This is a genomic window from Phenylobacterium sp. (genome assembly GCF_020402505.1).
Taxonomy (GTDB): domain Bacteria; phylum Pseudomonadota; class Alphaproteobacteria; order Caulobacterales; family Caulobacteraceae; genus Phenylobacterium.
In genome coordinates this window covers 25,318-49,628 of the sequence record NZ_JADBZL010000148.1, presented here as the reverse complement: position 1 = coordinate 49,628, position 24,311 = coordinate 25,318, and the positions used below count along the sequence as shown (strand labels likewise).

At 68.8% G+C, this 24,311-nt stretch carries 23 protein-coding genes and 1 other RNA gene; 15 read left to right on the top strand and 9 right to left on the bottom strand.

Going from position 1 to position 24,311, the window contains the following annotated elements; translation table 11 throughout:
* Window positions 1-579: cytochrome c family protein (locus tag IM632_RS10950; protein WP_296552320.1), on the bottom strand; the 579-nt coding region annotated here is incomplete at its 3' end.
* Window positions 580-746: 167 nt separating this feature from the next.
* Between IM632_RS10950 and IM632_RS10945 the strand changes: the two genes are divergently transcribed.
* Window positions 747-1,493 (top strand): 3-deoxy-manno-octulosonate cytidylyltransferase, encoded by a 747-nt coding sequence (locus tag IM632_RS10945; protein ID WP_296552319.1) that lies wholly within the window; start codon window positions 747-749, stop codon window positions 1,491-1,493.
* Complete coding sequence (locus IM632_RS10940; protein ID WP_296480642.1) at window positions 1,490-2,335, top strand: prephenate dehydratase; 846 nt, start codon at window positions 1,490-1,492, stop codon at window positions 2,333-2,335. Before IM632_RS10945 ends, IM632_RS10940 begins: the two co-directional genes overlap by 4 nt.
* Window positions 2,336-2,341: 6 nt before the next feature.
* Here the strand turns inward: IM632_RS10940 and nudC are convergent, their stop codons facing one another.
* Window positions 2,342-3,268, bottom strand: a complete 927-nt coding sequence (gene nudC / locus IM632_RS10935; protein ID WP_296480644.1) for an NAD(+) diphosphatase — start codon at window positions 3,266-3,268, stop codon at window positions 2,342-2,344.
* Between the two features lie 73 nt (window positions 3,269-3,341).
* Here nudC and ffs point away from each other — a divergent pair.
* Window positions 3,342-3,440: signal recognition particle sRNA small type (ffs, locus tag IM632_RS10930), an RNA gene on the top strand.
* A 16-nt stretch (window positions 3,441-3,456) separates the two neighbouring features.
* Entirely contained in the window at window positions 3,457-5,259 is a 1,803-nt protein-coding gene (locus IM632_RS10925) for a DNA polymerase III subunit gamma/tau (protein ID WP_296480647.1), read from the top strand.
* Window positions 5,260-5,527: 268 nt separating this feature from the next.
* Here IM632_RS10925 and pseC read toward each other — a convergent pair whose 3' ends face one another.
* Window positions 5,528-6,697: a UDP-4-amino-4,6-dideoxy-N-acetyl-beta-L-altrosamine transaminase gene (gene pseC / locus IM632_RS10920; RefSeq protein ID WP_296480649.1), complete on the bottom strand. Its 1,170-nt coding sequence runs from the start codon at window positions 6,695-6,697 to the stop codon at window positions 5,528-5,530.
* A 1-nt stretch (window position 6,698) separates the two neighbouring features.
* Window positions 6,699-7,757 carry a UDP-N-acetylglucosamine 4,6-dehydratase (inverting) gene (gene pseB / locus IM632_RS10915; protein WP_296480652.1) on the bottom strand — a complete coding sequence of 353 codons (1,059 nt, stop codon included), beginning with the start codon at window positions 7,755-7,757 and terminating at the stop codon, window positions 6,699-6,701.
* A gap of 87 nt (window positions 7,758-7,844) precedes the next feature.
* On the opposite strand from pseB, the gene IM632_RS10910 reads away from it, so the two are divergent.
* On the top strand, window positions 7,845-8,246 hold the full coding sequence (locus IM632_RS10910; RefSeq protein ID WP_296480654.1) for a hypothetical protein: 402 nt from the start codon (window positions 7,845-7,847) through the stop codon (window positions 8,244-8,246).
* Window positions 8,247-8,252: 6 nt separating this feature from the next.
* Here the strand turns inward: IM632_RS10910 and IM632_RS10905 are convergent, their stop codons facing one another.
* Both IM632_RS10905 and IM632_RS10900 read right to left on the bottom strand, forming a co-directional pair.
* On the bottom strand, window positions 8,253-8,558 hold the full coding sequence (locus tag IM632_RS10905; protein WP_296480657.1) for a 4a-hydroxytetrahydrobiopterin dehydratase: 306 nt from the start codon (window positions 8,556-8,558) through the stop codon (window positions 8,253-8,255).
* Window positions 8,555-9,202 (bottom strand): HAD-IA family hydrolase, encoded by a 648-nt coding sequence (locus IM632_RS10900; protein WP_296480660.1) that lies wholly within the window; start codon window positions 9,200-9,202, stop codon window positions 8,555-8,557. Before IM632_RS10900 ends, IM632_RS10905 begins: the two co-directional genes overlap by 4 nt.
* Before the next feature lie 87 nt (window positions 9,203-9,289).
* Here IM632_RS10900 and IM632_RS10895 point away from each other — a divergent pair, with 87 nt between their 5' ends.
* A complete protein-coding gene (locus tag IM632_RS10895; RefSeq protein WP_296480662.1) occupies window positions 9,290-10,174 on the top strand; it encodes a heme-dependent oxidative N-demethylase subunit alpha family protein in 885 nt (294 codons plus the stop codon).
* Window positions 10,161-10,952 carry a tyrosine-protein phosphatase gene (locus IM632_RS10890; RefSeq protein ID WP_296480665.1) on the top strand — a complete coding sequence of 264 codons (792 nt, stop codon included), beginning with the start codon at window positions 10,161-10,163 and terminating at the stop codon, window positions 10,950-10,952. Before IM632_RS10895 ends, IM632_RS10890 begins: the two co-directional genes overlap by 14 nt.
* 3 nt (window positions 10,953-10,955) lie before the next feature.
* Here IM632_RS10890 and IM632_RS10885 read toward each other — a convergent pair whose 3' ends face one another.
* From IM632_RS10885 to IM632_RS10875, 3 genes are all read right to left on the bottom strand, one after another.
* On the bottom strand, window positions 10,956-12,638 hold the full coding sequence (locus IM632_RS10885; RefSeq protein WP_296480668.1) for a glycosyltransferase family 4 protein: 1,683 nt from the start codon (window positions 12,636-12,638) through the stop codon (window positions 10,956-10,958).
* Window positions 12,639-12,735: 97 nt separating this feature from the next.
* Window positions 12,736-14,187: an NAD-dependent succinate-semialdehyde dehydrogenase gene (locus tag IM632_RS10880; protein WP_296480671.1), complete on the bottom strand. Its 1,452-nt coding sequence runs from the start codon at window positions 14,185-14,187 to the stop codon at window positions 12,736-12,738.
* Between the two features lie 9 nt (window positions 14,188-14,196).
* The gene (locus IM632_RS10875) at window positions 14,197-16,221 is read right to left on the bottom strand and encodes a prolyl oligopeptidase family serine peptidase (protein ID WP_296480674.1); all 2,025 of its coding nucleotides are present in this window, start codon (window positions 16,219-16,221) and stop codon (window positions 14,197-14,199) included.
* 298 nt (window positions 16,222-16,519) lie between these two features.
* Between IM632_RS10875 and ccoN the strand changes: the two genes are divergently transcribed.
* The 8 genes from ccoN to ccoS are packed head-to-tail and all read left to right on the top strand — an operon-like array spanning window position 16,520 to window position 24,307.
* Window positions 16,520-18,166 (top strand): cytochrome-c oxidase, cbb3-type subunit I, encoded by a 1,647-nt coding sequence (gene ccoN / locus IM632_RS10870; RefSeq protein ID WP_296497825.1) that lies wholly within the window; start codon window positions 16,520-16,522, stop codon window positions 18,164-18,166.
* Between the two features lie 12 nt (window positions 18,167-18,178).
* Complete coding sequence (gene ccoO, locus IM632_RS10865) at window positions 18,179-18,913, top strand: cytochrome-c oxidase, cbb3-type subunit II (protein ID WP_293543770.1); 735 nt, start codon at window positions 18,179-18,181, stop codon at window positions 18,911-18,913.
* Window positions 18,910-19,089, top strand: a complete 180-nt coding sequence (locus IM632_RS10860) for a cbb3-type cytochrome c oxidase subunit 3 (protein ID WP_296479779.1) — start codon at window positions 18,910-18,912, stop codon at window positions 19,087-19,089. Before ccoO ends, IM632_RS10860 begins: the two co-directional genes overlap by 4 nt.
* The gene (ccoP, locus tag IM632_RS10855) at window positions 19,076-19,945 is read left to right on the top strand and encodes a cytochrome-c oxidase, cbb3-type subunit III (RefSeq protein ID WP_296479778.1); all 870 of its coding nucleotides are present in this window, start codon (window positions 19,076-19,078) and stop codon (window positions 19,943-19,945) included. Before IM632_RS10860 ends, ccoP begins: the two co-directional genes overlap by 14 nt.
* A gap of 9 nt (window positions 19,946-19,954) precedes the next feature.
* Entirely contained in the window at window positions 19,955-21,451 is a 1,497-nt protein-coding gene (ccoG, locus tag IM632_RS10850; protein WP_296479777.1) for a cytochrome c oxidase accessory protein CcoG, read from the top strand.
* Complete coding sequence (locus IM632_RS10845; protein ID WP_296497824.1) at window positions 21,448-21,951, top strand: FixH family protein; 504 nt, start codon at window positions 21,448-21,450, stop codon at window positions 21,949-21,951. The genes ccoG and IM632_RS10845 overlap by 4 nt, the downstream gene beginning before the upstream one ends.
* The gene (locus tag IM632_RS10840) at window positions 21,942-24,155 is read left to right on the top strand and encodes a heavy metal translocating P-type ATPase (RefSeq protein WP_296479776.1); all 2,214 of its coding nucleotides are present in this window, start codon (window positions 21,942-21,944) and stop codon (window positions 24,153-24,155) included. The genes IM632_RS10845 and IM632_RS10840 overlap by 10 nt, the downstream gene beginning before the upstream one ends.
* Window positions 24,152-24,307 carry a cbb3-type cytochrome oxidase assembly protein CcoS gene (gene ccoS / locus IM632_RS10835; protein ID WP_293515291.1) on the top strand — a complete coding sequence of 52 codons (156 nt, stop codon included), beginning with the start codon at window positions 24,152-24,154 and terminating at the stop codon, window positions 24,305-24,307. Before IM632_RS10840 ends, ccoS begins: the two co-directional genes overlap by 4 nt.
* Window positions 24,308-24,311: the final 4 nt, after the last annotated feature.

The following is a 24,311-nucleotide window of genomic DNA, read 5'->3' as shown; positions in this document are numbered from 1 at the left end:
TTCGACCGGAGCCGCTGGAGCAGCCGCGGCGGCGGGGTTCGGCGCCGGGAGGGGCAGGGTCCCGCCCTGGGCGCGCAGATAGGCGATAATGTTGACCCGATCTTCGGACTTCTTGAGGCCGACAAAGGACATCTTGGTGCCCGGAATATACTTCTGGGGGGCCCTCAGGTATTCGTAGAGGTGTAGGTCATCCCAGACAGGCTGCTTGGCCCCGAACTCGATCATGGCCGTCGAATAGGCGAAACCCGCGTGCACTCCCGGCTTCATGCCGACAACACCCCAAAGGTTGGGACCTGTGCCATTTGCGCCGCCGTTGGCGATATTGTGGCAGGCTTGGCACTTGGCGAAGACAGCCTCACCGGCCTTCACGTCGGCGACAGGAAGAACGGTCCCGAAATCAGGAATCACCTCGGCGACGGGCGCATCGCCGCCGCCCTCAACGGTCGCCTCGATGAGATAGCCGGGCTTTTCCGGCGCCTCGACGTTGAAGAGCCCCGTCGTGATTTCCCGAAGCCCGACGATGGCCAGTGCCGTCGCCAAGCCGGCGCCTGCGATCTTGTTGAAGGTCAGATTGCTCATCGTCCCGAAACCGATTTTTCCCGGGACCGCAGCCCCGTCACCCAAAACCTGCAGGGCCGAATGAGGGGCCCTAGGGACGGGAGATTCTCCGCCCCTTATTGCGTTGGCGTCTCTTACACGCTACCGGCGCTCGCGCAACCGGGCAGATGGCCCCGCGGCCCAGGTTCATGACTCCGATCCTCCTCATCCCCGCCCGAATGGCTGCAACGCGACTCCCCGGAAAGCCTCTGGCGGAGATCGGCGGGCTTCCCATGATCGTGCGGGTCCTGCGCCAGGCGGAGGCCGCGGGCGTCGGGCCTGTTGCAGTGGCGGCCGGGGATGCGGAGATCGTGGAGGCCGTCGAGGCGGCGGGCGGGCGGGCCGTTCTGACGGATCCGGACCTGCCTTCCGGCTCGGACCGGATTGTCGCCGCCCTGCTCACCCTAGACCCGGAAGGCCGCCACGACGTGGTGATCAACCTCCAGGGCGACATCCCCTTCATCGCCCCGGAGGCGATCCGCGCCTGCGCGGGGCTGCTGGCAGATCAACCTGAGGCAGACATCTCGACGGTGATGGTGGCCGAGGCGGGTCCGGCGGACCGGTCCAACCCCGACATGCCAAAGGTGGTGGCCGCCATGGCGCCGGACGGGCGCTCTGGCCGGGCCCTCTACTTCACCCGCTCCGTCCTCTTTGGCGAGGGTCCGGTCTGGATCCACCACGGGATCTACGGCTACCGGCGCCGCGCGCTGGAGCGATTCACCGCCGCCCCACCCTCGCCCCTGGAGCGCCGCGAGCGGCTGGAGCAACTTCGGGCGCTGGAGCTGGGCATGACGATCTGGTCGGCCGTACTGGACGAGGTGCCGATCTCGGTGGACAACCCTGCGGACCTGGAGCGCGCCCGCGCCCACGCCCGCCGAATCGGAGGTCCGGCATGAACAGAAACCGGATCGCCTTTCAGGGTGAGCTGGGGGCCAACAGCCATGAGGCCTGCCAGGCCGCCTTCCCGGATATGGACCCCGTGCCCTGCGCCACCTTCGAGGACGCCTTCGAGGCGGTCCGATCGGGGGACTGTCACCTGGGCATGATCCCGGTGGAGAACTCCATCGCCGGGCGGGTGGCGGACGTCCACCACCTCCTGCCATCTTCCGGCTTGCGGATCATCGGCGAGCACTTCAAACCCATTCACTTCCAGCTGATGGCCAATCCAGGGGTGCGGATAGAAGACCTGAAGTCCGTCGCCTCGATGCCGATCGCCCTCGCCCAGTGCCGAGGCGTCATCACGCGCCTGGGCCTTGTGCGCGAGTCGGTCAGCGACACCGCCCTGGCGGCCCGCCGGCTCTCCGAGCGGCCGGACCGGACCCAGGCGGCGATCGCCCCGGCCCTGGCGGCGCGGCTCTATGGCCTCGAGATCCTGGAGAGGGATATCGAGGACACCCATAACAACACCACCCGTTTCCTGGTAATGACCGCCGACGCTAACGCTCCTGCGCCTGCGGCCGGCGTGAAGTGCGTCACCAGCTTCGTCTTCCGGGTCCGCAACCTGCCGGCGGCCCTCTACAAGGCCCTGGGCGGCTTCGCGACCAACGGCGTCAACATGACCAAGCTCGAGAGCTACATGGAGAACGCCGCCTTCACGGCGACCTTCTTCTATTCCGAGATCGACGGTCGACCGGAGGATGCTCCCGTCGCCCGGGCGTTCGAGGAACTGCAGTTCTTCTCGGAGCGGTTCGAGATCCTCGGCGTCTATCCTGCTGACCCTTATCGGGATCACATCTGAGACGGCTCAGCCACCTTCCGCCCAGGTCTTGATCAGCTGGTGGGCGATGGCCATGCCGCCAGGGGCGAAACTGCCCCTGATCTCTCCGGCCAGCAGGGCCCGGGCCTCTTCTCGAGTGTACCAGCGCACCTCCGACAGCTCCGTCTGGTCAGGACGGGCGTCGTCGCTGTCGACCTCTGCGATCAGGCCGATCATGAGGGAGTTCGGGAAGGGCCAGGGCTGGGTGGAGTGGTAGGTCACCGAGGTCGTCCTCAGTCCCGCCTCCTCGAAAAGCTCTCGGGCGCAGGCCTCCTCGATGCTTTCGCCGGGCTCAAGGAAACCGGCCAGGGCCGAGAACATGCCCGGTGGCCAGATCTCCTGGCGTCCGAGCATGCAGCGGTCGCCATGGACCGCCAGCATGATCACCACCGGGTCCGTCCGGGGGAAGTGTTCGGCGCCGCAGGCCGGGCACTCCCGCTTCCAGCCGCCCTCGGAGGAGCGTGTGGGCTCGCCACAGACCGAGCAGGCCCTGTGCTTGCGCCGCCACTCGAAGACCCCCTTGGCGGTGCCGACGATGGCGATCTCGCCCCCGGGCAGGCTGGACGCGAGGGCCCGGGCGTCCTCGAATCGCCCCATGCCCTGGAGCGGGCCGTCCGTGGGATCCGCCGGGCCTTCCAGGTCGACGGCGAAGACCGCCGTGTCCTGCCAAAGGCCCATGAACAGCAGGCGCTCGGGGCCGCCAGCGAGGTCCTCGATAAGCCGCGAAGGCAGGTAGGCGATCTGGGTCCCGCCGGAGCTGGAACGCTCTACGAGGGCCTTGCCGTTCCAGAGAACGAGGCCCAAAGACTGGTCGGAGGACAGGCGCTCGGCAAGCCAGGCGGAGTCCTTCCGGCGCTCGCTGGCGCGGTCCAGGGGATTGCCGGCGAAGGTGTTCTGGAAGGCGGTCAGGGGCATGACTCGTCTTTTATCCCACAGGCGGCGATCTGCACACGCTTGCATGCGGAGCGAGGGACCGCGATATAGGGGGTGGAGATCGGCGATGGGCGGACGCCTCGCCAACCCGGTCAGGTCCGGAAGGAAGCAGCCGTAACGAGTCCCGTTCCGGGTCGTTGTCCGGTCTCCACCCAGCCCGCATGGCGACCATGGCCGAAGAAGAACTCACGCCCGAACCCGAAGCGCCGGAGCGTGATCCCGATACCGCGGACATGTTCGGCGATCCGGCGCCTTCGCAGACCCGCGCGCCGGCCCCGGTCCAGACCGGCGCCGCCTACACCGTCATCGCCCGCAAGTACCGCCCGCGGACCTTCGAGGACCTCTATGGCCAGGAGGCCATGGTCCGGACCCTGCGCAACGCCTTCGCGGCGGGACGCATCGCCCACGCCTTCATGCTCACCGGCGTGAGGGGGGTGGGGAAGACGACAACCGCACGGCTCCTGGCCCGGGCTCTGAACTTTCAGACCGACGCCATCGACGCCCCCAGCCTCGACCTGTCTGTCGAGGGCCGGCACTGCCGCGCCATCATCGAGGGCCGGCACATGGACGTGCTGGAGCTGGACGCCGCCAGCCGGACCGGCGTGGGCGACATGCGCGACCTTCTGGACGGCGTCCGCTACGCCCCGGTGGAGGCCCGCTACAAGGTCTACATCATCGATGAAGTGCACATGCTCTCGACAGGGGCCTTCAACGCCCTCCTGAAGACCCTCGAGGAGCCGCCGCCGCACGCGAAGTTCATCTTCGCCACCACCGAGATCCGCAAGGTTCCCGTCACCATTCTCTCGCGCTGCCAGAGGTTCGACCTGCGCCGGGTGGAGCCCGAGGACATCATCCGCAACCTGCAGATGATCCTGGAGGCCGAGGGCGTGCGGGTGGAGGCCGAGGGCCTGACCCTGATCGCCCGGGCCGCCGAGGGTTCGGTGCGCGACGCCCAGTCCCTGCTTGACCAGGCCATCGTCCAGGCCGATCCGGGGCAGACGGTCCCCGCCGCCCTGATCCGCGAGATGCTGGGCCTCGCCGACAGGGCCGGGACCCTCGACCTCTTCGAGCTTGTGCTCAAGGGCGATCCCGGCGGGGCGGTCGGCGCCTTTCGCCACCTCTACGCCCTCGGCGCCGATCCGGCGCAGGTGGTCCTGGACCTGATGGAGCATGTCCATGGCGCCTCCGTCGCCAGGGCGGTGGGGCCCCAGGCCCTGATCCTGCCGAAGGATCAGACCGCCCGGCTGGCCGCCGCCGGCGCAGCGGTCTCCGCCCCCATCCTGGCCCGCCTCTGGCAGATGCTCCTGAGGGCGCATGACGAGGTCGGGCGGGCGCCGGATCCCGCCGCGGCGACCGACATGGCCCTCATCCGCCTGTCCCACGCGGCCGATCTGCCCGGTCCGGAGGAGGCGCTGAAGCTCCTGAGGAACGGAGAGAGCCCCGGCGGCGGCGGAGTTACAGGCGGCGGCGGCGCGAGCGCGGCTTCAGGCGGCGCGGCGCGCGCCCTGTCGCCCCAGGCCTCACTGCATTCGACGCCACAGGCGGAGGCCCGCCAGGGTCCGGTCCTTCAGACCTTCGAGCACCTGGTCGCCCTTATCGAGGCAGAGCGCGACATCGCCCTGAAACTGGACGTCGAGCGCTTCGTCCGGCCGATCAGCTTCCGGCCCGGGGTTCTGGAGTTCGAACCGGCGCCCGGCGCGCCCGCCAACCTGGCCCAGCGTCTGGTGAGCCGCCTCAAGGCCTGGACCGGTCAGCCCTGGCTGGTGGCCGCACAGGGCGGCGGCGGGGCCGAGAGCCTCTGGGAGCGCCAGACCCGAGAGACGCGCGAAACCCGGGCGGAGATCGCCCAGGACCCCTTCGTCCTGTCCCTCCTCGAGGCCTTCCCCGGGTCCGAGGTCGTCCACATCCGCCACCTGCCCCCGCCCGAACCCGCCCTGGTAGACGACCTGGGGGAAGAGGCGACGGAATATTAGGTTCGATCGACATCCAGGGCTCACGGGTTGCACCTTTGCGAGGGCCTGTGAGGCGCGCAAAGCGGCGCACTCTGGGTGACCCGGCATGGGACGGGACGGATCCCCACTCGCCCGGGAGGGCTGGAGGCCCTGGAGATCTGAGCCGATCGCTCGACCGGATCTGAGCCCAGGCCGCAAACTCCGGGACCAAACATCTAAGCCCCTGAGGCCGCTCAGCGGGGAGTTCTCCCCGAGAGAAGCCTCTGGATGGGCTGGACCTCGCAGGCGGCTATTCCAGTCCCAGAGCTCGGGAAAGGGCCTCCACGGTCCGATCGACGTCGGAGTCGGCCATGGCGGGAAACAGGGGCAGGCTCAGGCACCGGCGGTACCAGGCCGCAGCGCCGGGCAGGTCCAGGGGACCGTAACGCTGCACATAGTAGGGTTGGGCATGGACAGGGATGTAGTGGACCTGGGACCCGATCCCCTCCGCCGCCAGGGCCTCGACCACCTGTCGGCGACGCCGGCCGAGGGCCTCGAAGTCGATGAGAACGGTCAGGAGGTGCAGGACCGGCCGGCTCCAGTCCGGAGTCGCGGCGAGCCGCACGTGCGGGGCCAGGGGCGCCAGGGCGCCGGCATAGCGGGCCGCAAGGTCGCGGCGGCGAGCCGCAAAGGCGGGCAGGCGCTTCAACTGGGACTGGCCAAGGGCGCAGAGGATGTCCGGCAGCCGGTAGTTGAAGCCAGGCTCCCGCATCTCGTAGAGCCAGGGATCGGCCCCAATGGGACGCTCCATGCCGTGGCTGCGCAGTCGGCGCATGCGGGCGGCCAGGCCCTCGTCTGCAGTGGTGATCATGCCGCCCTCGCCCGTGGCGATGGTCTTGACCGGATGGAAGGAGAAGGTTGCCGCCGCCGACCAGCGCCCGTCGCCGATCCGATGGGGTCCATCCCCGAAATCGACTTCCGAGCCCAGGGCGTGGGGGGCGTCCTCGACCAGCACGGCGCCGACTCCCCGCGCGACCCGGGAGAGGCCGGGCAGGTCTGCGGCGTCGCCCCGCAGATGAACCGGAAGGACCGCCTTGAGCGGACCGGGCGACGCCTGATCGAGGGCGTCCCTGAGGGTATCCGGGGTCATCAGACCCGTCCCGGGATCGACGTCGGTGAAGATCACCTCGGCGCCGACGAAGCGGGCGCAATTGGCGGTGGCCAGGAAGGTCACGGAAGGGACGGCGACCCGGTCGCCGGGTCCGACATCCAGGGCGAGCATGGCCAGGTGCAGGGCGGCGGTGCCGTTGGAGCAGGCGACAGCGAAGGGCGCCCCGACCGCGGCGGCGAACTCCGTCTCGAAGGCCTCGACCCGCGGACCGGTGGTGAGGAAGTCCGACCTCAGAGCCTCGGCGACGGCGGCGATGTCGGTCTCGTCGATGTCCTGCCGACCATAGGGAAGGAAGGGCCGTCCGGTCACTTCAGGCCCCGGCCGCTGACGTCGTCAGTCCCCTCGAGGAGTCGTTCAGAAGCGCCAGGAGGTCCTCATGGGACAGCCACTCGTCATTCGTGTTGCTGGCGTAGGAGAAGCCGTCCTCCACCAGGGGATGGGCGCTCGAGAAGGACTCCCGGGAGAATTCCACGAAGGCCGGCTCAATGGCGTAGCGGTCGCCGAGGTCGACCACATGGCGGGCGTCGTCCACCGAGATCATCATCTCGTGCAGCTTCTCCCCCGGGCGGATGCCGATGACCCGGATGGGCAGGTCCGGCGCCATGGCCGCCGCCAGGTCGGTCATGGTCATGGAAGGAATCTTGGGAACGAAGATCTCTCCGCCCCGCATCAGAGAGAGGCAGGAAAGCACGAAGCCTACACCCTGGTTCAGGGTGATCCAGAAGCGGGTCATCCGGGGGTCGGTGATGGGCAGGTCCCGGGCGCCCTGAGCGATCAGCTTCTGAAAGAGCGGCGCCACCGAACCCCGGGATCCCACCACGTTTCCGTACCGGACGACGGCGAACCGGGCGCCGATATCGCCGGACAGGTTGTTGGCGGCCACAAAGGTCTTGTCCGAGGCCAGCTTGGTCGCGCCGTACAGATTGGCCGGGTTGCAGGCCTTGTCGGTGGAAAGGGCGATGACCTTCTGGACCCGGTTGGCGAGGGCGGCCCAGACGATGTTTTCCGCACCCAGGACATTGGTCTGGATGAATTCGGAGGGGTTGTACTCAGCGGCGGGCACCTGCTTGAGGGCCGCGGCGTGGACCACCACCTCGACCCCGCGCAGGGCCAGGGTCAACCGCTGACGATCACGGACGTCGCCCAGGAAGAAACGCATCCGGCTCATCTGCTCAGAAGAGAACCGCGCGGCCATATCGACCTGCATCTCGTGCTGCTTCAGTTCGTCCCGGGAGAAGACGATGAGCTTGCGCGGCCGCTCGGTCGACAGGACTGTATCGACGAATCGCCGTCCAAAGGAGCCCGTGCCCCCGGTCACAAGAACGGTCTTGCCGTCCAGTGCGCCGAAGTCTGTTCGAAAGCGGTTCAACCGGTCTCTCCGGGTCTGCGAATCGCTCCGGACTCTGGACGGGTGAGCGTAAAGAGATTGCTAACCATAATCGGGGACAACCGGCGCATGCTCCGGCGCACCTTCCTTGCTCTCCCGCCCGCTCTTCTCCTGGCCGGGCCCGCGCTGGCCGCCGCCCCGCCGCCAGCGAAGGGTGGCGAACAGCAGCCCAGGTTCATCAGCCTGCCCGTTTTCTCGGCCAACATCATACGCTCGAACCGAACCCGGGGAGTGATCTCTCTGGAGAGCGGGCTGGACGTTCCTGACCCCAAGCTGAGGGCCCGGATTCCGCTGCTCTTCCCGCGCCTCCGGTCAGACCTGGGCAGGCGCCTGTCCTATTACACGTCCAACCTGGCGCCCGGCGCCCGGCCCGACCTCGACATCCTTTCCTCTCTCCTGCAGAAGCAGGTCGATGTGACGGTTGGACAGGCCGGCGCCCGGTTCGTGATCCTCAACGTGCTGATCAACTGACCGGGATCAGCCGGCCCCAAGGCCGGACGCCGCCGCATCCATGAAGGTGGCCATCTCGACGTCCAGGCTGGTGACCCCGCCGGAGTCATGGGTGGTCAGGGTGACCTCAACCCGGTTCCAGACATTCGACCACTCCGGATGATGGTCCATGCGCTCGGCCTTGAGCGCGACCCGGCTCATGAAGGCGAAGGCGGCGTTGAAGTCCGGGAAGACGAAGGTCCTAGAGATGGCGTCGCGGCCACCGGGCAGGTCGCTCCAGAGGGGCAGCTTCTCCAGGGCGTCGATGGCCCCGATCCGGACCGGGCGGGTCATGCGGCGCCTCCGAAGGTGAGGCCGGTCGCCTGGGCGAGGTCAGTCAGCGCCTGGGCCTCGCCGACGACCTTGATGGCCTTCATGCCAAGGGCCGCCGCCGGCTTGCAATTGATCCCGAGGTCGTCGAGGTAGACGCAGGCCGACGGCGCGACGCTCAGCTGTTCGCACATCATGAGGTAGATTCTCGGGTCAGGCTTGCGAACCCCGGCCTTGGAGCTCTCGATGATGGCGTGGAAGTGGGGCATGACCCGGCCCATGGCCGTCACCATGGAGGACTCCGAGCCCGGCGAATGGCTGGTGGCCATGTTGTTGGTGATGCAGCCCACCTTGAACACCGCCTTGCAGGCCAGAAGGGCGTCGACCATGGCGGGCCGTAGCTGGCCGGAAAGGAGGGGCAGAACATCGCGGCCGGGGACCGGATGGCCAAGGGCCGCGCTCTCCTCGTGGAACAGACGGTCGAAGCCCTCGGCGTCGATTTCGGCGCGCTCGAACAGGGCCCAGGCATTGGTGTCGGGGTTGGTGGCGTTGACGGTGCGGATCAGGTCCCGGGGCAGCCCCTTTTCGGTCTCGTAGCGGTTGAAGGCCTCAAAGGGCGAGGAGGTGAAAACCCCGCCGAAGTCCCAGATCACGGCTTCCACGCCCATGTGTCATCCTCCGCCTGTCCGCGGCGGCGAAGCTAGGGCGTTTCCGGCTTGAGGGGAACAGGGAGCGCGGTGCTAGCATGCGCCCCCATGCCGCAGACAATCGCCCCAAGCCTGTCCGATCCGCCCTGGGCCGCGGCCCCGGGATTCGGAATCGGCCTTCGCCGGATCGCCCCGGGCGACTGGCTGGAAGGCGGGGAGGCCCGGCCTTGGGCGCGGAAGGACCGGCTTTTCCGCTCGGTCCCGGAAAAGGTCTGGGGCGAGACCGACGGCTCCCGTCCGGGCCAGGCCGAGGTCGCCGGCCTGGTGGGTCAAGCCCTGGGTCTGCGCCCGGGGCGCCCGGGCCGCCCGCCCCTGCTGGACGCCGCCCGCAGGGTTCCGGACGACCTGGTCCTCATGGAGCGCCGGGACGACGACTGGACGGTCTCGGCCCTGAGCCTGAGCTCCGGCTCCTTCTTCACCGCCGATGAAGCCCTGGGACGGAGTTTGGAGGCCCTCCATCAACCCGTTCCCGGCTTTGCGGATCGCTTCCTGGTCCGGGTACGGAGGATTTTCGACAACCTACCGGAAGACCAGATTCTGGAGCGAAGAAACTGGTCGGTCACAGCCTGGAGGGGCCTATATGCGCCTGACGCGGCGGCGGCCCGGCGACGGGCCCGGGCTCAGCGACCCCGGCGGCCCGGGTCTGGCCTCTACCTCCGCTGCGAGCGCCAGACCCTGCGCCGCCTGCCCCTGACCGGTGGGATCCTGTTCACCATCCGGATCCATCTCACGCCCCTGAGGGCCTTGGCGGGTGACCCGGCGGCCGTGGCTGTCCTCGCCCGCGCCTGGACCTCGGCGCCCGAAGACTTCCGCCGCTACAAGGGCCTGGACGCGGTGACGCCGGGGGTGGAGGCCTTCCTCGCCGCAATGGGGGCGGGCCGTCCCGAAACCGTCACAGACCTGAGCGAGAAGACACCCCATGACCCCGGATGAACGCCTGCTGCCCCTGGAGGGCGTCGAGAACTTTCGCGACTATGGCGGCTATGCCGTGCCCGGGGGGTTGCAGGTCCGGCGCGGGCGGCTTTGGCGCTCGGCCCATCACGGCGCGGCGACAGATGCCGACCTCGCCCGGATCGCCGGCCTCGGCCTCGCCGCCGTGGTGGACCTGCGCCGGCCGACGGAGCGGTCCAACCAGCCCTCCCGCCGGCCCGAGGGCTTCGGGGCCCGGGTCATCGACTGCGACCAGGGCGACCAGGCCGAGCCGCCGCACGTGGCCTTCCTGCGCGAGACCGACCTGTCTGCGCAGAGCGCCCGGGCCTTCTTTCTCGACTACTACCGCCGCGCGCCCTTCGAGCCGCGGCACATCGAGCTCTTCACCCGCTATTTCGAAGCTCTGGGTGAGGGCGCCCCGGTGCTGATTCACTGCACGGCGGGCAAGGACCGGACGGGCCTGCTCGCGGCCCTCACCCACAGCCTGCTCGGCGTGCACCCGGACGACGCGGCCGCGGACTTCGAGCTCACGAACCGGGCGGCGCGGATCGAGGCCCGCCTGCCGCAGGTGACGCAGTCCCTGGCCGAGACCCTGGGCCGGACGCCCTCCGAGACAGCCGTCCGCGCCTTCCTGGGTGTGGACGGCGCCTATCTCGCGGCGGCCTTCGACGCCATCACGGCGGAACACGGCTCCATCGAGGCCTACCTTGCCCGGCTTGGGGTCGATCTCCCCGCGGCGGGTCGGCTTCGCGAGATCTGGCTGGAGCCGATGGCGACCTGAGGCTCAGGCGACCGGCGGCAGCCAGTCGAGAACACCGATCTTGGCCAGCCAGACCAGGGACATCTGGATGGCGCGCCGGCGCTCCATCGGGAAGGCCAGGAGGAGGTCCCGGACACCCAGCTCGCCGGCCTGGGACAGGAGCTCGACGATCCGGGCGGCGTCCTCGGGGGGAGCGCGCCACATCCGGAAGGCGCCGTCCAGCTCCACCCCGGCCGAGCGGGCCAGATCCGACGTTCCGGCGCCCGGGCGAAGGCGCAGCCGCCGCTCCAGACCCAGGTCATGCGTTGCGAAGCCGGCGAAGTCGGCGAAGGGGTCGCCCCCCAGGGGATGCAGTCGGTGGGTCCGCGGACCGGCCGGGGTCGCGGCGCGCAGGGCGGCCAACTCCTCGAAAAGGCCGGTGAGCTGGCGCACGACGACGGGCCAGTCGAAAGTCTCCCGCGCCCGGGCCCGGCCCGCTGCGCCCATGCGCCGCCGCAGGTCGGGATTTCGGGTCAGTTCGGCGATGGCCTCCGCCGCCCGGCCGACATGCACCGCTGTGTGCTGGGCCACGGCGCCCACGAAAGCCTGGTAGGAGTCCAGCCCGATGGCGTGGCGGGCGGCGAGGGCCTCGCCCAGGCCGCCCGGCGGGCCGCCGAGGGTCGGGATCAGGAATCCCTCGCTGCGGTCGCGGACGGTGAACCGGTAGCCGTCCCAGTCACTGGCCACCACCGGAAGGCCCGCCGCCATGGCCTCGATCGGGGTGATGCCGAAGGTCTCCTGGATGTTGTCGACCAGGGACAGGAAGATGTCTCCCGCCGCCCAGAGGTCGGCCACCACCTCGGGATCGTTGCCGTCCTGGAAGTCCACCTGCACCGACGGGGCGTAGGCGGCGGCGGCCTGCTCGTAGCGGGCCCGGTCCGTCTCGCCGCCGGGGAACCAGCCGGCCAGGGCGAAGTGCATTCGCCGGCCCGCCAGCCGCCCGGCCTCTTCCACCGCCCGGAACATGGGCTGGGGGAAGGCCTTCTCGAAGAAGGACAGGCGGCCGATCCAGACCACCAGGACCTCGTCGCCCTCGACGCCGAGGTCGGAGCGGACCCGGGCCCGGGCGCCGGGGCGGTCGGCCTTGTCGCGAATCTCCTGGGCGTGGACGCCGAGGGGGATGACGGGCAGCTGCGGACGTGGCCGGGCCTCGCCCCCATAGCGCTCGCCGAGGAAGTCGCCCCAGCCGTCGAACATGCGCGAGACCGCGTCACGCACCGAAGGCGAGGTGCAGATGACCGCGTCCCAGGGCTGGACCGGCGCAGTCAGCGCACTGGCGATCATCTGGCGCATGGCCGGCGGCGCCAGGGTGTGGATCAGGCCCACCAGGCTGTAACCCCGGTCTCCCGTCGCCTTGCGGCGGAGCCAGGCCAGGGCGTCAAGCTCGGGCTGGCCGCGGAACAGCACCCCGCCCTCCGCCGCAGCCTCGGTGGAGAGCACGCTGCCGCCGGCGACCTGGCAGGGCGGGCGTCCGTCGGGGAAGAGGTCGGCGGTCACGTCCGCGTCGGCGACGGGAAGGTTGGACAACAGGTCGACCCGGGAGAACCCGCCATGGGTCGCCAGCGCCCGGTAGAGCTGCAGATTGGCCACGTCCTTGCCGAAAGGGTTGGCCTTCAGGCCGATCCGGCCGGGCGGATGGTAGATTGCGAGCCTTGACCCTGACTTCACCTCGGTCTCCGCCTCCGAACCCCCGCGCGTCCGCCGAATCGCGCCTGCTAGAGCATCAGTCCCGCGCAGGTTCGGCAAGAGCGGCCCGCCGGCCCGGTCAGACCGACAGGCAGACCATCTTGGTCTCGAGGTATTCCTCGAGGCCATACCGCGACCCCTCGCGGCCGAGGCCAGACTCCTTGACCCCGCCGAAGGGCGCGACCTCGGTGGAGATGAGGCCGGTGTTGATCCCGACCATGCCGGTCTCCAGCCCCTCGCTCATCCGCCAGGAGCGGGCCCCGTCCCGAGTGAAGACGTAGGCGGCCAGTCCCGCCCGGGAGGCGTTCGCCAGGTCCAGAACCTCCGCTTCGGTAGTGAAGCGGACGAGACCGGCCACCGGGCCGAAGGTCTCCTCGCGGTTGATCAGGGCCCCCGCCGGGACATCGGCCAGAACCGTCGGGGCGTAGAAGAGCCCCTTTCCGGGCAGGCGGCGGGCGCCCGTCAGCACCCGGGCGCCGCCCTCCAGGGCGTCGGCCACGTGACGCTCGACCTTGGCGAGGGCGGCGGCGTTGATCAGCGGGCCCTGGTCGGTCGGGCCGGCGAGGCCGTCACCAGGCCGAAGAGCCGCAGCCCGCGCCGCCAGGGCCCCCGAGAAGGCCTCGTAGACCCCCGACTGGACATAGATGCGGTTGGCGCAGACGCAGGTTTGACCGGTGTTGCGGAACTTGGAAGCCATGACGCCGTCGACCGCGGCTTCGAGGTCGGCGTCGTCGAAGACGATGAAGGGGGCGTTGCCGCCGAGCTCCAGGGAGACCCGCTTGACTGTGCCCATGCAGGCCGCCGCCAGGCGCTTTCCCACGGCGGTGGAGCCGGTGAAGGTAAACTTGGCCACGTCCGGCGACCCGGTCAGCACCTCGCCGATCGGCTCCGGCGCCCCGGTCACAATGTTGAAGACCCCGGCGGGAAGGCCGGCCTCGGCGCCCAGCCGGGCCAGGGCCAGGGCGGTGAAGGGGGTCAGCTCCGAGGGTTTCAGGACGACCGTACAGCCCGCGGCCAGGGCCGGCGCGACCTTGCGGGTGACCATGGCGGCGGGGAAGTTCCAGGGGGTCACGGCCGCGACCACGCCGACCGCCTGCTTCAGAACCAGGAGGCGCTTGTCCGCCTGATGTCCCGGGATGACGTCGCCATAGGCCCGCCGGGCCTCCTCGGCGAACCACTCGATGAAGGCGGCGGCGTAGGCGATCTCGCCCTCCGCCTCGGCCAGGGGCTTGCCCTGCTCGGCCGTCAGCAGCCGGGCCAGGTCCGACCGGGCGGCCATGACACGGTCGTACCAGCCCCGGAGCAGGACCGAGCGTTCCTTCGCCGTCCGGCCCCGCCAGGCGGGCAAAGCCTCCCTGGCGGCGGCCACCGCCTCGGCAGCACTGTCGCGCCCCAGATCCGGAACCCGGCCCAGGACCTCACCCGTGGCCGGATTGAACACCTCGATCCAGAGGTTCGAAGTCCGTTCGACGCCGCCGATCCAGGCGGCCTGGCGCAGGAGCCCCTGGCCCGATAGGCCCGCCTCGTTCACCGCAGGCCCCTAGAGCCCACCGGGCCCACACTCGTTGGCGAGATACTTCTCAATCTCCACCAGCTGGGTCTCCAAGTGTGCAGGCGTCATGGTGTTGTAGGTGTGCCCCATGTCCTTGATCGGGAGGTACCTGTACGGCCGGCCCGCGGCCTTGAGCGCGGCGACGAAGCGTTCGGATTCCGCGATATCGACGATGCGATCCCGGTCCCCGTGGTAGACGAGGATGGGTATCGAAGCCTTGGACGCGTTCGAAAGGACATCCAGGCCCCCGATGGTCGGTCTCTGAAACTCGCGCAGGAAGCGGTTCTCGAAGGTCTCATTCTGGAACCGCTTGATCTCGGCGGCGCCTGCGCCGGAAATCGCACACTGGTAAAGGCCGTTCGGGCGTATCGAGGCGGCCATGGCGGCATAACCGCCATAGGAGTAACCGAAGAGGGCGATCCGGTCCGGCGCGGCCAGGCCCTGTGAGATCAAGTATTTGGCCGCATCGTCGTTGTCGTCCTGCATGGCCAGGCCCCACTGCCGGTCGCCGGCCCTGTTGAGCTTGTCGCCCCAACCCTCCGACCCCCGGAACTGGGGCTGGATGACCACATATCCCCGCGCCGTGAAGTACTTGGTCCAGCCGGAGATGTCCCACTCAAGATCGTCCCGGGCCCAGGGGCCGCCATGGGGAAGCACGATGCCGGGGTAAGGTCCGGGTCCAAACCGCGCCCTGGACGGCGTGTGCAGGAAGGCCGGAACGACCAGACCATCCCGGGCCTTGTATTGGACGAGGCGGGAGTCCCCCAGGGCGGCGCCAGGGATTTGCGGCCGGGACTTGCCAAGCAGGGTCAGGTTGGTTCCGTCGGTCAGGAGGTAGTACTCAGGGGCCAGGTTGGGGCCGGACTTCTCGACCAGGACATACTTGAGGTCAGTAGACCAATCCCGGACGTAGGCTCCAGCGTTGTCAGGGTAGGAGATCTTCGCTGCGGTTCCGCTCGCCGGATCGATCCACTCCACAGAAACATTGGTGACGCCGAGCGCAGGTCCGATACCCTTCGCGATCGCGGCGAGTTTCTCATCGGTCCAGTAGACCCGCGGCGCCTCGGCCCGGTACGCAAAACCGAGCACCTTGCCGGCCCCGTTCTGCAACACTCCACCCGCTTCGAAGACTTTATGCTCGAAGGCGGGCCCGATGATTTTTCTTTCGGTCAGGTCATACTCGTAGATGCCCTGTTTGTCCTTTTCACGCTTGGACAGATAGACAATATTGGGGTCCTCAGAGAAACCACTCACCTCGGTCAGGTTGCGGTCCCGGGCATACGACCGAAAGTGGTCTTCCCACTGTCCCGTCGCCGTATCGAGGAACTGCTGGCCGACGAAGAGCGCCCCGTTGTCGAAGTCGATATAGCTGCGGGCGCGCAGGTTTCCATTCAAGTCGGCTTGATAATCGCCGTACTTGTCGGAGCCGCGGTAGAGACGCTCTGCGCTACCCTTGTAGACATCGACCTTGTAGATGTCGCCTTCACCGTCCAGGCGGTTATCAATCACCAGAACATGGTTGGGATCGTTCGGCAGGCGACTCAGAAACGTTGGATTGCTGGTCCTGTTGACGAAATCTTCGACCTCAGAACTCGACTTCTGCTCTGGTAAAGCAGGGATCCATTTTTCACCCTTCAGGTCGGTCAAGAAAATCTTGCTGATATGTCCGGCGAAGGTGCCGGCTGTGAACAGTTGCTGCGCGAAGACCCCCAGACGATCGTCCTTGACGAACCGGGCGGCCATCAGCCGCATCTTCTGTGCGCCCAGAATAACAGGCGCCTTGCCGGGATTGGCCGTCTCCCAGATGGCAATGTAACGCGTGTCGCCGTCCGGGGACACGATGCCCACCAGGTGTTTCCCGTTTGGAGAGATGGACAGGCCCTGGATGGCCGGTTCGCGGGCGAAGTCCCGGGCCGTCAGCCCTGCCGGCGTGGCGGCGGATTGAGCGATGGCGAACCCTGCGGACAGGCTGAACGCAAGGACGAGAGAGGTGAGAAGGCGGTGAGCGGACATGATGCACTCCGGAAGCTGAAGACCCAGCGGATTGATCCCGGCTGAAGCTACAGAGGAAGCCCAGAGTTGGAAAGCGGGAGGCCGACTCCGAGGGTTCGCGACCAGCGAATCTGACCCAGCGCCTGGCTTCAGGCCGAGAGACGGGCGCGCAAGCCCTTGTCCGACCGTTCGTCGCGCCGCCGACTGCCAGACCAGGCAGCCCCCGTCTCAGCCGCCAACCGGGTTTGCGCCAGATCAAGGTTGCCGGTCCTCTGCTGCGGCATGCCCCCCTGGAACGACCACTGGGGACTTGCCGGTCATGACAGACACCACTGCCCAGCAGGACTCGCCGCCCGGTGCGGCGGCCCTGCTGATCCTCTCGGCGGCGGCCGCCTTCCTGGCGCTGATGGCGACGGCGCTTTCGCCCGACCCCCTGTTCAGGCTTGAAGGCTGGATCTTCACTTCTGCGGCGCTGGTCTCTGCGGCCGCCCTGACTATAGGCGTGGCCAACGGGCGCTACCAGGCCGATCCCGGGCGGTACGAGGACGGGGTCATCCGGGCCGGCGCCATCGCCACCGTCTTCTGGGCCATCATCGGCATGCTGGTGGGCGTGGTCATCGCCCTGCAGCTGGCCTGGCCGCGGATCTTCTACTTTCCCGAAGCCGGGTGGCTGAACTTCGGCCGCCTGCGCCCTCTCCATACCTCCGGGGTGATCTTCGCCTTCGGCGGCAACGCCCTGATCGCCACCTCCTTCTATGTCGTCCAGCGCACCTGCCGGGCCCGGCTCGCAGGCGGCATGGCCGGCTGGTTCGTCTTCTGGGGCTATCAGCTCTTCATCGTCATGGCGGCGGTGGGCTATCTGGCCGGGATCACCGAGGGCCGGGAATACGCCGAGCCCGAATGGTTCGTGGACCTGTGGCTGACGATTGTCTGGGTCGTCTATCTGCTGGTCTTCCTGGGCACCCTCTGGAAGCGCAAGGAGCCCCACATCTACGTGGCCAACTGGTTCTACCTGGCCTTCATCGTGACGGTGGCCCTGCTGCACATCGTCAACAACCTGTCCCTGCCGGTCAGCCTCCTGGGGACCAAGAGCTACTCGCTGTTCGCGGGGGTTCAGGACGCCCTGACCCAGTGGTGGTACGGCCACAACGCGGTGGGCTTTTTCCTCACCGCCGGCTTCCTGGCCATCATGTACTACTTCGTCCCCAAGCGGGCGGAGAAGCCGGTCTATTCCTACCGGCTGTCCATCGTGCACTTCTGGTCGCTGATCTTCATCTACATCTGGGCCGGCCCTCACCACCTGCACTACACGGCTCTGCCGCAGTGGGCGCAGACTCTCGGGATGACCTTCTCGATCATGCTTTGGATGCCGTCCTGGGGCGGCATGATCAACGGCCTGATGACCCTGTCAGGCGCCTGGGACAAGCTCCGGACGGACCCGGTCCTGCGCATGATGGCGGTGGCCGTCGGCTTCTACGGCATGTCCACCTTCGAAGGGCCGCTGATGTCCATCCGGGCGGTGAACGCCCTCAGCCACTATACGGACTGGACCATCGGCCACGTGCACTCCGGCGCCCTCGGCTGGGTGGGCTTCATCAGCTTCGGGGCGATCTACTGCCTCGTGCCCTGGCTCTGGAAGAAGGACCGGCTCCATTCCAACGCCCTGGTGGAGTGGCACTTCTGGATCGCGACCCTGGGCCTGCTGCTCTACATCGCCGCCATGTGGGTGTCAGGGATCGGCGAGGGCCTCCTGTGGCGCGAGTACACCCCGCAGGGCTTCCTGGCGAACAGCTTCGTGGAAACAGTCTCCGCCAAGCATATCGCCAACATCATCCGCGCCCTGGGCGGCCTGATGTACCTCTCCGGCGCCGTGATCATGGCCTACAACATCTACCGGACCATCCGGCAGCCGGCGCCCGCCGTCCTGCCCGAGGCCTCCGGTCCCATCGTCGCGGCGGCGGCATAGGGGGACGGAATCATGTGGAAAAAACACTCAAAGCTTGAACGCCACTCCCTTCTTCTGGTCCTGGGCATCCTTCTGGTGGTGTCGGTGGGCGGCCTGGTCGAAATCGCCCCCCTCTTCTTCCTCGAGAGCACCATCGAGAAGGTGAGGGGGATGCGCCCCTACACCCCACTGGAGCAGGCCGGCCGGGACATCTATGTCCGCGAAGGCTGCTATGTCTGCCATTCCCAGATGATCCGTCCGCTGCGTGACGAGGTGGAGCGTTACGGCCCCTACAGCTTGGCGGCGGAAAGCATGTACGACCATCCCTTTCAGTGGGGCTCCAAGCGTACAGGCCCTGACCTGGCGCGGGTCGGCGGCAAGTATTCCGATGCCTGGCACGTCCAGCACCTGGTCGACCCGCGGTCCGTCGTGCCGGAGTCCCTCATGCCGCCTTACGCCTTCCTGGCGGACAAGGACCTGAAGACGGAGGACATCGAGGCTCGCCTGCGGACCCTCACCCGGGTCGGCGTTCCCTACACGGAGACCGCCCTGAAGAACGCCCGGGCGGACCTGGAGGCCCAGGTCGATCCGACGGCCTCGGGGGCCAGTCTGGCCCGCTACTATGGCGAAAAGGTCAACCGTCGCGACTTCGACGGCGATCCCGACCGGCTGACCGAAATGGACGCCCTCGTGGCCTACCTCCAGATGCTGGGAACCCTGGTTGACTTCAGGACCTACGAGGCTGACGCCCCGGAGAACCTGCGATGAACTTCCTGACCTACGAGCAAGTCGCCCGTTTCGCCCAGCAGGGAGGAACCCTCTACTTCATGGTCATCTTCCTTGCGGGCGTCGTCTACGCCCTGTGGCCCAAGAACCGCGAGGCCTTCCGGGACATGGCCAACCTGCCGCTGAGAGATGACGAGGACGAGCATGTCGGATCCTGAAACCCCTGACGACGCGCGCTCGGTCGGCACCACCGGTCACGAGTGGGACGGTATACGCGAACTCGACAATCCCCTGCCGCGCTGGTGGCTCTGGATCTTCTACGCCACGGTCGTCGTCGCCATCGGATATTGGGTCCTGATGCCCGCCTGGCCCGGACTGACGGGCTATACCCCCGGCGTGCTGGGCAAGTCCGACCGGGCCGAACTCGTCGGGCAGCTGGCGAAACTGAAGGCCCTCAGGGGTGAGCAGAACGCCCGGCTGACCAACGCCTCCCTCCAGGAGATTGAGAGCGATCCCCAGCTCCAGGCCCACGCCCTGGCGGTCGGCCAGTCGGTCTTCGGCGACAACTGCGCCACCTGCCATGGGGTCGGCGGCGTCGGCGGCAAGGGCTACGCCAACCTGCGGGACGACGTCTGGCTATGGGGCGGGACGCTGGAGGACATCCACCGTACGCTCCAGTACGGCATCCGCTCCGGACACCCCCAGGCCCGATTCTCGCAGATGCCGGCCTTCGGTCGGGACCAGCTCCTGACGCCCGCCCAGGTCGGGGACCTGACGGAATATGTCGTGTCGCTCTCAGGTCGCCCGGCGAACACCGCCGCGGTCCAGAGGGCGGCGCCGGTCTATGCCGCCAACTGCGTCGCCTGCCATGGGCCTGCGGGCCTGGGCGATCCCCTGCAGGGAGCGCCCAACCTCACCGACCGGGAATGGCTATACGGGTCGACCCGGAGCGACATCAAAGCTCAGATCCAAAATGGCCGGGGCGGGGTGATGCCCGCCTGGTCCGGACGCCTGGACCCCGAGACGGTCAAGGCCCTTGCCGTCTACGTTCACGCCAACGCCGCCGGGCAGTGAGCCAGGGTCATGACCGTCGTCATCGATCGGACGCGAGCCGAAGGACGGGATAAAGGGCCCGCCTCGGCGGCCGAAAAGGCGAGGCGTCGCGGGGACTCCGGAGGCGGTCTCTACAAGCCCCGCACGCCGATCTACCCCAAACATGTCCGTGGCCGGTGGCGGAGCCTGAAGTGGGGCCTGATGGTCGCGACCCTGGCCATCTACTACATCACCCCCTGGATCCGCTGGGACCGCCCCGGCGCCCTGCCCGACCAGGCCGTCCTCGTCGATTTCGAGGGACGTCGCTTCTACATGTTCGGTCTCCAGTTCTGGCCGCAGGAAGTCTACTTCATCACGGGCCTTCTGGTGATGGCCGCCTTGGCCCTTTTCCTGGCCAGTTCGCTGTTCGGGCGTCTCTGGTGTGGCTATGCCTGTCCGCAGACCATCTGGACGGACCTCTTCCTCCAGGTCGAACGGATGTTCGAAGGCGACCGCAACGCGCGGATGCGGCGGGACGCCGCCCCCTGGTCGCTCGACAAGCTCTGGCGGAAGGCTGGCAAACACCTGGTCTGGCTGAGCATAGCCTTCGGAACGGGCGGCGCCTGGATCTTCTATTTCCACGACGCCCCGACCGTCCTGGTCCAGTTCTGGGCCGGCCAGGCGCCCGCCACGGCCTATGTCTTCTGCGCCCTCCTGACCTTCACCACCTATGTCTTCGCCGGGACCCTGCGCGAGCAGGTGTGCACCTATATGTGCCCCTGGCCGCGCATCCAGGGGGCCCTGATCGACCAGGACACCCTCCAGGTCACCTACCGGATCGACCGGGGCGAGCCGCGAGGTCCGCACAAGAAGGGCGCCTCCTGGGAGGGCCGGGGCGGATGCATCGACTGCGACCAGTGCGTCGTGGTCTGCCCCATGGGCATCGACATCCGCGACGGCGCCCAGCTGGAGTGCATCAACTGCGGCCTGTGCGCCGACGCCTGCGACGAGATGATGGACCGGATCGACCGGCCCCGGGGGCTGATCGGCTACGACACCGACAAGGCGGTGGCGGCCCGGGCGGCGGGACAGGCGGCCGTCTATCGGCTGGTCAGGCCCCGGACCCTTGTCTACGCCGGGGCGCTGGTCCTCGTCTCCGGTCTCATGTTCTGGGGCCTGGCCCACAGACAAGCCTTTGACGTCCACGTCCTGAGAGACCGGAACCCTATCGCCGTGAGGCTTGCGGACGGCTCGGTCCGCAACGGCTATACCCTGAAGATCGCCAACCGGAGCTTCGCCGACGCTGACGCCCGCATCGCCTTCTCCGGGCCCGCCGGCGCCATCCTGAAGACCCCGGCTGAGCCCGCAGCCGACCACGTCAGGGCCCGGATCGAGACCAACACCCTTCGCGCCGTGCGGGTCTTCGTGACCCTGCCCGAGCAGACGGGGGCCGAGACGAGCCTGCCGGTCGCCTTCACCGTCACCCTCCCAGAGGGGGTCATGACCGTGAAGTCGACCTTCATCACCGACCCCGGAGCCCGCCCATGACTTCAACTCCCTCCACTCCTGCCGAGGGCTCCAGCGGCGGCTGGACCCTGACGGGCCGGCATGTCCTGGGCGTGGTCGTCGGCTTCTTCGCCATTATCATCGCCCTGAACATCTGGTTCCTGACCCTCGCCTACCGCACCTTTCCCGGTCAGGTCTCGGACACCCCCTTCGAGGACGGCCTGGCCTTCAACCAAAGGCTCGCGGCGCAGGCAGCCCAGGCGCGCCTGGGCTGGGAGGCGGCGGCCGCCGCCGATTCCCGTGGGCCCTGGGTGGAGCTCAGCGACGCCGAGGGTGGGCCCCTGCGCGGCCTGACGGTGACCGGCCGGCTGGAACGCCCCGCGACCGAGGCGGGCCACAGGCTTCTGACCTTCCGGGAGACGTCGCCCGGACGCTATGAAGCGCCCGCTGACGGCCTGACAGGCGCCTGGGACCTCTCCTTCCGGGCGGTCGACCCTCAGGGCCGCGCCTTCGAGGGGAGACGGAGGCTGACATGGCCCTGACCCACCGCGACCCTCCGGCGAGCGATCCTATCTCTGATGACGCTGCTGACGGCGCCGACGCCGACCTGTCCGCCTATCTGACCCCCGGTGCGTCCGGTCTGTCCAGGCTGGATCTCCTGGTCAGCGGCGCTCACTGCGCCGCCTGCATCTCCCGGATCGAGGGCGAGCTGGCCGACACGCCCGGCGTGGCGTCGGCCCGGCTGAACCTCAGCACCGGACGATTGGCGGTGAGTCTGCACCCGGACGGCGATCCCCGACGGGTCCTCCGGGTCCTCGAGCGCATTGGTTACCCCGCATCCCCCTACGATCCCGGCTCGGTCCGGGAGGCCCAGGACCGGGAGGGTCGGGAGCTGGCCATGGCCCTGGCCGTCGCCGGCTTCGGGGCCGGCAATGCGATGATCTTCTCGGTGCCCGTCTGGGCCGGTCTCTTCGGCCAGGAGCTGGGGCCCGCCACGCGCACCTTCATGCAGTGGGCCAGCGCCGGGGTCGGCGCCCCCTGCGCCGTCTTCGCCGGAATGGTCTTCTTCCGGTCGGCCTGGAAGGCCCTGCGCGCGGGGCGGGCCAACATGGACGTGCCGATCTCCATCGGCGTGATCCTGACCCTCCTGGTCAGCTTCCAGGAGACCCTCCTGATGGGGCGTGACACCTACTTCGACGCCGCCGTCACCCTGCTCTTCCTCCTGCTGATCGGCCGATGGATGGACCACGCCCTGCGCCGCAGGGCCCGCAGCGCCGCTGCGGACCTCCTGGCCCTGCAGGCGCCCTCCGCCTCCATCCTCGGCGAGGACGGGGCGGAGCGCCGGTCGCCCCTGCGCCTGGTCCGCCCCGGAGACCGGCTGAGGGTGCGCCCGGGCGAGCGCATCCCCGTGGACGGGGTGGTGGAGACCGGGGAGTCCGAGATCGACTACGCCATCCTGACCGGCGAGACGACGCCCCAGGCCGTCCATCCCGGCGTCGCCTGCCGGGCGGGCGCCCTGAACCTCTCGGGCCTGCTCACCCTGAAGGCCGAGGCGGCTTCCGAGGATTCGACCCTGGCGCGGATCGCCCGCCTCGTGGAGTCCGGCGCCCAGTCCCGGTCGACCTACGTCCAGTTGGCGGACAAGGCCGCCGCCCTCTACGTGCCCGTGGTCCATACCGCCGGGGCTCTGACCTTCCTCATCGCCTGGATGCTGGGGATTCCGGCGCGCGAGGCGGTGCTGCGGGCCGCGACGGTGCTGATCGTCACCTGCCCCTGCGCCCTGGGCTTGGCCGTCCCGGCGGTGCAGGTGGCCGCCGCCTCGCGCCTGTTCCGCCGGGGGGTGCTGGTGAAGTCCGGCGCCGGCCTGGAGCGCCTGGCGGAGGCCGACCATGTCGCCTTCGACAAGACCGGCGTTCTCACCGAGGGCCGGCCCCGCCTGCTGAACGCCGACCCCGCCGACATCGCCCGGGCCGCGCCCCTGGCCCGGGCCTCCTCGCATCCCCTCGCCCGCGCTCTGGCGGAGGCCGCTGGGGAAGGTCCGGTTGCGCCCGGGGCCGTCGAGGTCGCCGGACAGGGGATCGAGGCGCGCACAGGGACAGGCCTGATGCGCCTGGGCCGGGCGGCCTTCGTCGGCGCCCCCCTGTCGGGGAACCAGACCGAACTCTGGTTCCGGGACGCTGACGGCGCCCTCTTCCGCTTTTCCTTCGCTGACGCCCTTAGGCCTGAGGCGGTGGGCCTGGCGGGGGCCCTGGCCCGCCGGGGTCTTTCCGCCTCCATCCTTTCCGGGGACGTGGAGGCCGCCACCCTCCGGGTCGCCGGGCGGATGGGCATCCCGGACTGGCGCTCTGGCCTGACGCCGCAGGGCAAGGTCGAGGCGCTCGACGCCCTGAAGGCGGCTGGCCGCCGGGTGCTGATGGTGGGCGACGGCCTGAACGACGTGGCCGCCCTCAGCCACGCCCACGTGGCCATGGCGCCGGGGACGGCCCTGGACGCCAGCCAGTCCGCGGCGGACCTGGTCTATCCCGCCGACCATCCCGAGCGTATCGCCGAGGCGATCGACACGGCGCGGGCGGCCCGTCGCAGGGCGATGGAGAACTTCGCCTTCGCCGCCCTCTATAACCTTGTGGCGGGGCCGGCGGCGATGATGGGGCTGGTCAACCCCTTCGTGGCGGCCCTGGCGATGTCAGGCTCCTCCCTGGTGGTGACCCTCAACGCCCTCAGGCTGCTGAAGGGAGGCGGAAGATGAGCATTGTCGTCATCCTGGCGCCCTTTTCCCTGGCCCTGGCCCTCATCGGCCTGGCCGGCTTCTGGTGGACCCTGCGCCACGACCAGTACGAGGACCCCCAGGGCGACGCCAGCCGCATCCTGATCGAGGATCCTGAGGACCGGCCCCTCTGAGGGC